This is a genomic window from Rahnella sp. P4_A8 (assembly GCF_056402435.1).
The window spans coordinates 1-6,415 of the sequence record NZ_JBFUHK010000108.1 but is presented as its reverse complement, the minus strand read 5'-3'; the positions used below and the strand labels follow the sequence as shown (position 1 = coordinate 6,415).

General features: G+C 48.3%; 5 protein-coding genes and 2 tRNA genes. 1 reads left to right on the top strand and 6 read right to left on the bottom strand.

All coding sequences use genetic code 11. The features are described 5' to 3' along the window. Window positions 1–98 precede the first annotated feature (98 nt). The 5 genes from AC1DUO_RS22930 to AC1DUO_RS22910 all read right to left on the bottom strand — a co-directional run bounded on the left by AC1DUO_RS22930 (window position 99) and on the right by AC1DUO_RS22910 (window position 4,366). Window positions 99–335, bottom strand: coding sequence for a major outer membrane lipoprotein (locus AC1DUO_RS22930; protein ID WP_013576093.1), 237 nt, complete (start codon window positions 333–335; stop codon window positions 99–101). A 293-nt stretch (window positions 336–628) separates the two neighbouring features. Next, window positions 629–2,041 carry a pyruvate kinase PykF gene (pykF, locus tag AC1DUO_RS22925; RefSeq protein ID WP_037035301.1) on the bottom strand — a complete coding sequence of 471 codons (1,413 nt, stop codon included), beginning with the start codon at window positions 2,039–2,041 and terminating at the stop codon, window positions 629–631. Window positions 2,042–2,588: 547 nt separating this feature from the next. After that, window positions 2,589–2,665 (bottom strand) — tRNA-Val (locus AC1DUO_RS22920). Between the two features lie 29 nt (window positions 2,666–2,694). Beyond that, window positions 2,695–2,771 (bottom strand) — tRNA-Val (locus AC1DUO_RS22915). A gap of 221 nt (window positions 2,772–2,992) precedes the next feature. Continuing rightward, the gene (locus AC1DUO_RS22910; protein ID WP_013576091.1) at window positions 2,993–4,366 is read right to left on the bottom strand and encodes an MATE family efflux transporter; all 1,374 of its coding nucleotides are present in this window, start codon (window positions 4,364–4,366) and stop codon (window positions 2,993–2,995) included. Between the two features lie 254 nt (window positions 4,367–4,620). On the opposite strand from AC1DUO_RS22910, the gene AC1DUO_RS22905 reads away from it, so the two are divergent. Then, window positions 4,621–5,274, top strand: coding sequence for a riboflavin synthase (locus tag AC1DUO_RS22905; RefSeq protein WP_013576090.1), 654 nt, complete (start codon window positions 4,621–4,623; stop codon window positions 5,272–5,274). 78 nt (window positions 5,275–5,352) lie between these two features. Here AC1DUO_RS22905 and cfa read toward each other — a convergent pair. Next, the coding region (cfa, locus tag AC1DUO_RS22900; protein ID WP_477988898.1) for a cyclopropane fatty acyl phospholipid synthase at window positions 5,353–6,415 on the bottom strand (1,063 nt) is incomplete at its 5' end.

Genomic DNA, 6,415 nt, shown 5'->3' with positions numbered 1-6,415 from the left:
GATTCAAAGACCTGAAGGCGAGGGAGAAAAAAACATAATGAAATTGCAGGTAAAAAAAATGGCGCACTGAGTGCGCCATTGAACTAGAGAAGTAAATATTACTTCTTGTAAGCGTGAGCTTGGTTATCCAGACGTTGGTTAGCGCGAGCTGCATCGTCTTTAGCTGCTTGAACGTCAGAACGGATTGCGTTCACGTCGTTGCTCAGTTGGTCAACTTTAGAGTTCAGAGTAGAAACGTCTGAAGACAGTTGGTCGATTTTAGCATTGCTTGAACAACCAGCCAGCATAGTTGAAGCCAGGATTACAGCGCCCAGTACCAGTTTAGTGCGATTCATTATAAAACCCTCTAGATTAAGTTAATCTCCATGTAGCGTTACAAGTATTACACAAACTATTTTCTAATGAGAATAATTTTTTGCCGGTAGACGCTATATTTTGATCGTTCGCTCAAAGAAACATCTTTTTTTACGAAAAAGTTAAAAATTGCAGCGAAAACAGCCGTATTCCATGGGACTTATCCCAATTTTGCAGCTACTGCATTTAGCACTTTTTATGAAAGAAGATACTTTTTGAATAAATAAACGCCACATTTCGCGGCGTTCATTAATGCTCTTGGTCACGTTTTTAATTAAACAACATGCACCGATGAAGTATTGGTTGTACCGCTCTGTACCAGTGCGCCAGAAACCATCACTACGATATCACCTTTCTGTGCCAGACCGCTTTCAATCGCCGCTTCTTTACCGATACGGTAGAAGTCGTCAGTAGAAGCAATCTCTTTCACCAGTTGCGTCACCACACCTTTGGTCAGGATCAACTGACGTGCGGTGATTTCATTAGTGGTCAGGGCAAGGATAGTCGCATGCGGGAAGTATTTACGCACGGCTTTTGCTGATTTACCGCCGCTGGTGGCAACGACGATCAGTGGCGCGTCCAGTTTCTCTGCAGTTTCAACAGCACCACGACAAACCGCTTCTGTGATACGCAGCTTGCGATTTTCGTTCTGGCCATCAATACGGCTTTGCATTACGCGGTCAGTACGGTCACAGATGGTAGCCATGATTGTTACAGCTTCCAGCGGGTATTTACCTTTCGCACTTTCACCAGACAGCATCACTGCGTCGGTACCGTCGATGATGGCGTTAGCTACGTCGCCAGCTTCTGCACGGGTAGGGCGTGGGTTTTTGATCATGGAATCGAGCATTTGCGTAGCGGTAATAACCACTTTGCGTGCACGGTTACATTTCTCAATCATCATCTTCTGCGCGAAGATAACTTCTTCAACCGGGATTTCAACACCCAGGTCACCACGGGCAACCATGATGCCGTCTGACGCTTCGAGGATTTCGTCGAAGTTGTTCAGGCCTTCCTGGTTTTCGATTTTGGAGATGATCTGGATGTGTTCGCCACCGTGTGCTTTCAGGTGTTCGCGGATTTCCAGAACGTCAGAACGTTTACGGATGAAAGAAGCCGCGACGAAGTCAACGCCTTGCTCGCAACCGAAGATCAGGTCACGTTTGTCTTTTTCAGCCAGCGCTGGCAGTGCGATAGAAACACCTGGCAGGTTAACGCCTTTGTTTTCGCCCAGGTCGCCGTTGTTCAGCACTTTACAGGTCACGTCGGTTTCGGTGACGTTGGTCACTTCCATACCAATCAGGCCGTCATCGACCAGAATGGTGTTGCCGATTTTCAAGTCAGCAGCAAAACCCTGATAGGTAACCGCAACACGTTCGGTGTTACCGATAACGCTTTGATCCGTGGTGAAAGTGTAAGTCTGACCCGCAACCAGAGAAGCGTCTTTGCCGCCTTCCAGTTTCATGGTGCGGATTTCAGGACCTTTGGTGTCCAGCAGAATTGCCGCTTTGTGACCGGTCTTCGCCATCACGTTGCGGATATTTTGAATGCGCTGACCGTGCTCTTCATAATCACCGTGAGAGAAGTTCAGACGCATAACGTTCATGCCTGCATCAAGCAGCTTGGTCAGCATTTCTTCGGATTCAGTTTTCGGTCCGATGGTACAAACAATTTTGGTCTTTTTCATGACGATTTTATCTACAAGTTGTGATGGATTGGAAAAGTGTTTGCCTGACAGCATCGCTGCCCGCGCGGAATTGAGGTGGTGCCTGATTGAAGCAAATCATTACTAAGCGTAGAAGACTGTGAAAGGAATGGTGTAGTAAGTTCAGCCAAAGCATAGCGATTTGTGCGATTTATCATCGCTACTGGAGTGGTGATGCTTTTGTAAGTGCGATATCGACAGATCAAGGGGCTGAAACCATTCAATCGAAGAGACGATGCGTATTATAGAGGGGAACAGGTTGGGAAACCAAATAAAAAACGTGATGCGGCGCAAGCTTAKGGCAGATTTCGGAACGTTGTTTTGAAATTACCCAATGCGGGCAGGGGTGAAAGCAGAAGTGATAACGGTTTGTTCACGCAAGTGTCAAAAATGATACATACGGGAAATAATCTTAAAAAATACAAACGGATGACTTAACGTAAATTTATCAGGGAAAATAAAAGCCAGCAGAGAGGTTCAGGTCGTTCCAGGGAGTTTGATGCACAAGGGAGAGTTCAGGAAGTTGCTTTGGTGCGTCCGAGTGGACTCGAACCACCGACCCCCACCATGTCAAGGTGGTGCTCTAACCAACTGAGCTACGGACGCACAATATGCAACGGTACTGCTAAGAAAGATGGTGCGTCCGAGTGGACTCGAACCACCGACCCCCACCATGTCAAGGTGGTGCTCTAACCAACTGAGCTACGGACGCATCGTTTTTCTTTTTCATCAGCCAGTGTTGGCGACGGGGACGAATATTAACGACCTCTCTGAATACTGGCAAGGGAAAAAAGACATTTTCCTGTCATATTGTGCGTGACTGCCGAGCTTATGTGCATTGCGTTGTTTTTTTAGACATAACAGCCAGCGCAATAGCTGAAAAATCCGCGCGCCGGAACAGATATTCACAGCACGCGGATGAAGCCGGGGGGATTAACGGCCCGCTTTTTGCAAAATGGTGTAAGACGGTTGCTTCTGTAACCAGCGCATCCGCAATGTCATCATCAGCGCTGCGAAGGTCAGCCCCAGAATAAATCCGCACCAGAAACCGCTGGGGCCCATCTGCGGAACCAGAATATCGGTCAGTCCGAGAGCGTACCCTACCGGCAGGCCCAGCACCCAGTAAGCGACAAACGTAATATAGAAGATGGAACGTGTGTCTTTATAACCCCGCAAAATGCCGCTACCGATAACCTGAATCGCATCTGAAATCTGAAACAGCGCAGCAAAGATCAGAAGATGGGAAGCCAGAGTGACGACTTCCGGGCTGTCATTATAAAGGGAGGCAATGTGCTCGCGGAAAATGATGGCCGTCAGACTGGTGCAACAGGCCATCATAATTCCCGTTCCTATACTGGTATAAGCCGCAATCTTCGCGCCTTCAACCGACGATTCCCCCAGCCGCGAACCCACACGAATCGTGGCGGCGACACCTAAAGACAGCGGGATGACGAACATCAGGGAACCGACGTTGAGCGCAATCTGGTGACTGGCGACAGCCACGATCCCAAGTGGGGAGACGAGCAGGGCAACGATCGCAAACAGTGTCACTTCGAAAAATAATGCCAGTGCGATTGGCATACCGAGCTGGATCAGACGTCGCAATGTCGGCCAGTCGGGTTTCGCAAACCGCGAATGCGGCTGAGTATCGCGCAGGGCACGATTGCGACGTACGTAAATCCGCATGATGAAGAACATGACCCAATATACGGTCCCCGTGGCGACACCACAGCCGACGCCACCGAGCGCGGGCGCACCGAACTTGCCGTAAATAAAAATGTAATTCACGGGAATGTTCACCAGCAGACCGATAAAGCCGAACACCATGCCTGGCTTGGTTTTTGACAAACCTTCACACTGGTCACGCAGCACCTGGAAGAATAAATAGCCCGGAGCGCCCCACATAATGGCATGCAGATAGCCGACGGCTTTTGCTTTCAGTTCGGGATCAATATTATGCATCAGGCTAAGAATATGGTCGCACTGTGACAGCACCGCGATGATCAGCACCGACACCCCCGACGCCAGCCAGAATCCTTGCTGAACCTGATGACCAATTTTATCGCGACGCCCGGCTCCATTTAAATGCGCGATGGTTGGTGTCAGTGACAAGAGTAAACCGTGTCCGAATAAAATCGCCGGCAACCAGATTGAGGTGCCGACAGCGACGGCAGCCATGTCCGTGGCACTGACCGACCCCGCCATTATTGTGTCCACAACGCCCATGGATGTCTGGGCTATTTGCGCAAGGATGACCGGGATGGCAAGCGCTAACAAAACCCGCGCTTCTGCAAGGTACTTCTGCACAGATACACCTTTTTTCTTGATTATATTGAATAAAAAACGCCACAACAGATGGCATTAAACAGAGAGAAATAGTCCGAAGATTGTACATTGTCGGTATTTTTAAGCAAACAAAGCTGTTAATAGCTGGTTAAATAATGGAATTGAAGCAGACGGTGCTATTTCTTCTTGCAGAGATTTGGCTTTCAATTAATTCTGCGGCAAACTGAACGGAGTGACGTTTTAATACAACAGATTCAAACATTGAGGAAAAGGCTATGTTTACCGGAATTGTACAGGGAACCGGCACGGTCGTATCGATCGACGAGAAACCCAATTTCCGTACCCATGTTGTTCGTTTACCTGAAGATATGCTGGATAACCTGCAACTCGGCGCATCGGTATCACACAACGGTTGCTGCCTGACGGTGACTGAAGTGAACGGTGACCTGGTGAGTTTTGATCTGATGAAAGAAACCCTGCGCCTGACAAATCTGGGCGAACTGAAAGAGGGCGACTCAGTTAATCTGGAACGTGCAGCGCGTTTTAATGATGAAATTGGCGGACATTTAATGTCTGGTCATATTATTTGTACGGCGGAAGTGGCAAAAATCCTGACGTCAGAAAATAACCGTCAGATCTGGTTCCGTATGCCGCATGAAGATTTGATGAAATATGTATTACATAAAGGTTATATCGGGATCGACGGTATTAGTCTCACCATCGGTGAAGTGACCCGCACCCGTTTCTGTGTACATTTAATTCCGGAAACCTTGCAACGCACAACGCTGGGCACGAAACGTCTGGGCGACAAAATTAATATCGAAATCGATCCGCAAACTCAGGCGATTGTCGATACGGTCGAACGCGTATTAGCCAGTCGTGAAGCGGCGATCGCTACGGCACAGGCGATGATCGATAAAGCCGAATAAGTTATCTCAGACCCTTTATTGACATAAAAAAACCGGACATTCAGTGTCCGGTTTTTTATTAGCTAACGCATACAACCATCAGCGTGGTACGCGCATTCCGCCATCAACGCCTTGCGGGCTAAAGACGACTTGCCACAACTGAATGTCCCGGGCGCGGAAAGCACCGGCGCAGGCATTCAGGTAGTAGGTGAACATGCGGTGGAAACGTTCACCGTATTTTTCCGCCAGTTCCGGCCAGTGTTTCTGGAAGCGTTCATTCCACGCCATCAGCGTGCGGTCATAATCAGCGCCGATATTATGCCAGTCTTCCATTACAAATAATGACTCACTGGTTTGTGCAATTTGTTGAACAGACGGCAGGCAACCGTTGGGGAAGATGTATTTATCAATCCACGGATCGACATTAAGGTCTGTTTTATTAGAACCGATGGTGTGCAGCAGGAAAATGCCGTCAGGTTTGATATTGCGTTTGGCGACATTAAAATAGGTCTGATAATTCTTCGGACCCACATGCTCAAACATCCCGACAGAAACAATGCGGTCAAACTGATCATTAAGGTCACGGTAATCCTGCAGCAGGATTGTGACATCCAGCCCTTCACAGCGTTTTTGAGCCAGTTTTTGTTGTTCAGCAGAAATCGTGACACCCACAACGCTCACGCCATAATTTCTTGCCGCAAACTCTGATAATCCACCCCAGCCGCAACCGATATCCAGCAAGCGCTGTCCCGGTTTTAATTGCAGCTTGTCACAGATCATTTTGAGTTTTGCTTCCTGTGCTTCTTCAAGCGTAGTGGCCTCTTTCCAGTAGCCGCAGGAATATTGCATGTACGGGTCGAGCATCAGAGTAAATAAATCGTTGCCCAGATCATAATGCTCTTTGCCAACAATCCACGCCCGTTTGCGGGATTGCAGATTGGTCAGGCGTGCTGCGGCGACACGTAAAGTATCTTTAAAATGGTGGGGGAGTTTACTTTCCAAACCGGCACGAATAACGCGCTGGAAAAAGATATCCAGACGGTCGCATTCCCACCAACCGTCCATATAACTTTCACCGAGGCCCAGAGAACCTTCCTGTAAAACACGCTTAAAGAAGTCAGTGTTTTTTACTTTAAGGTCGAAAGGACGATTACCGTTTACC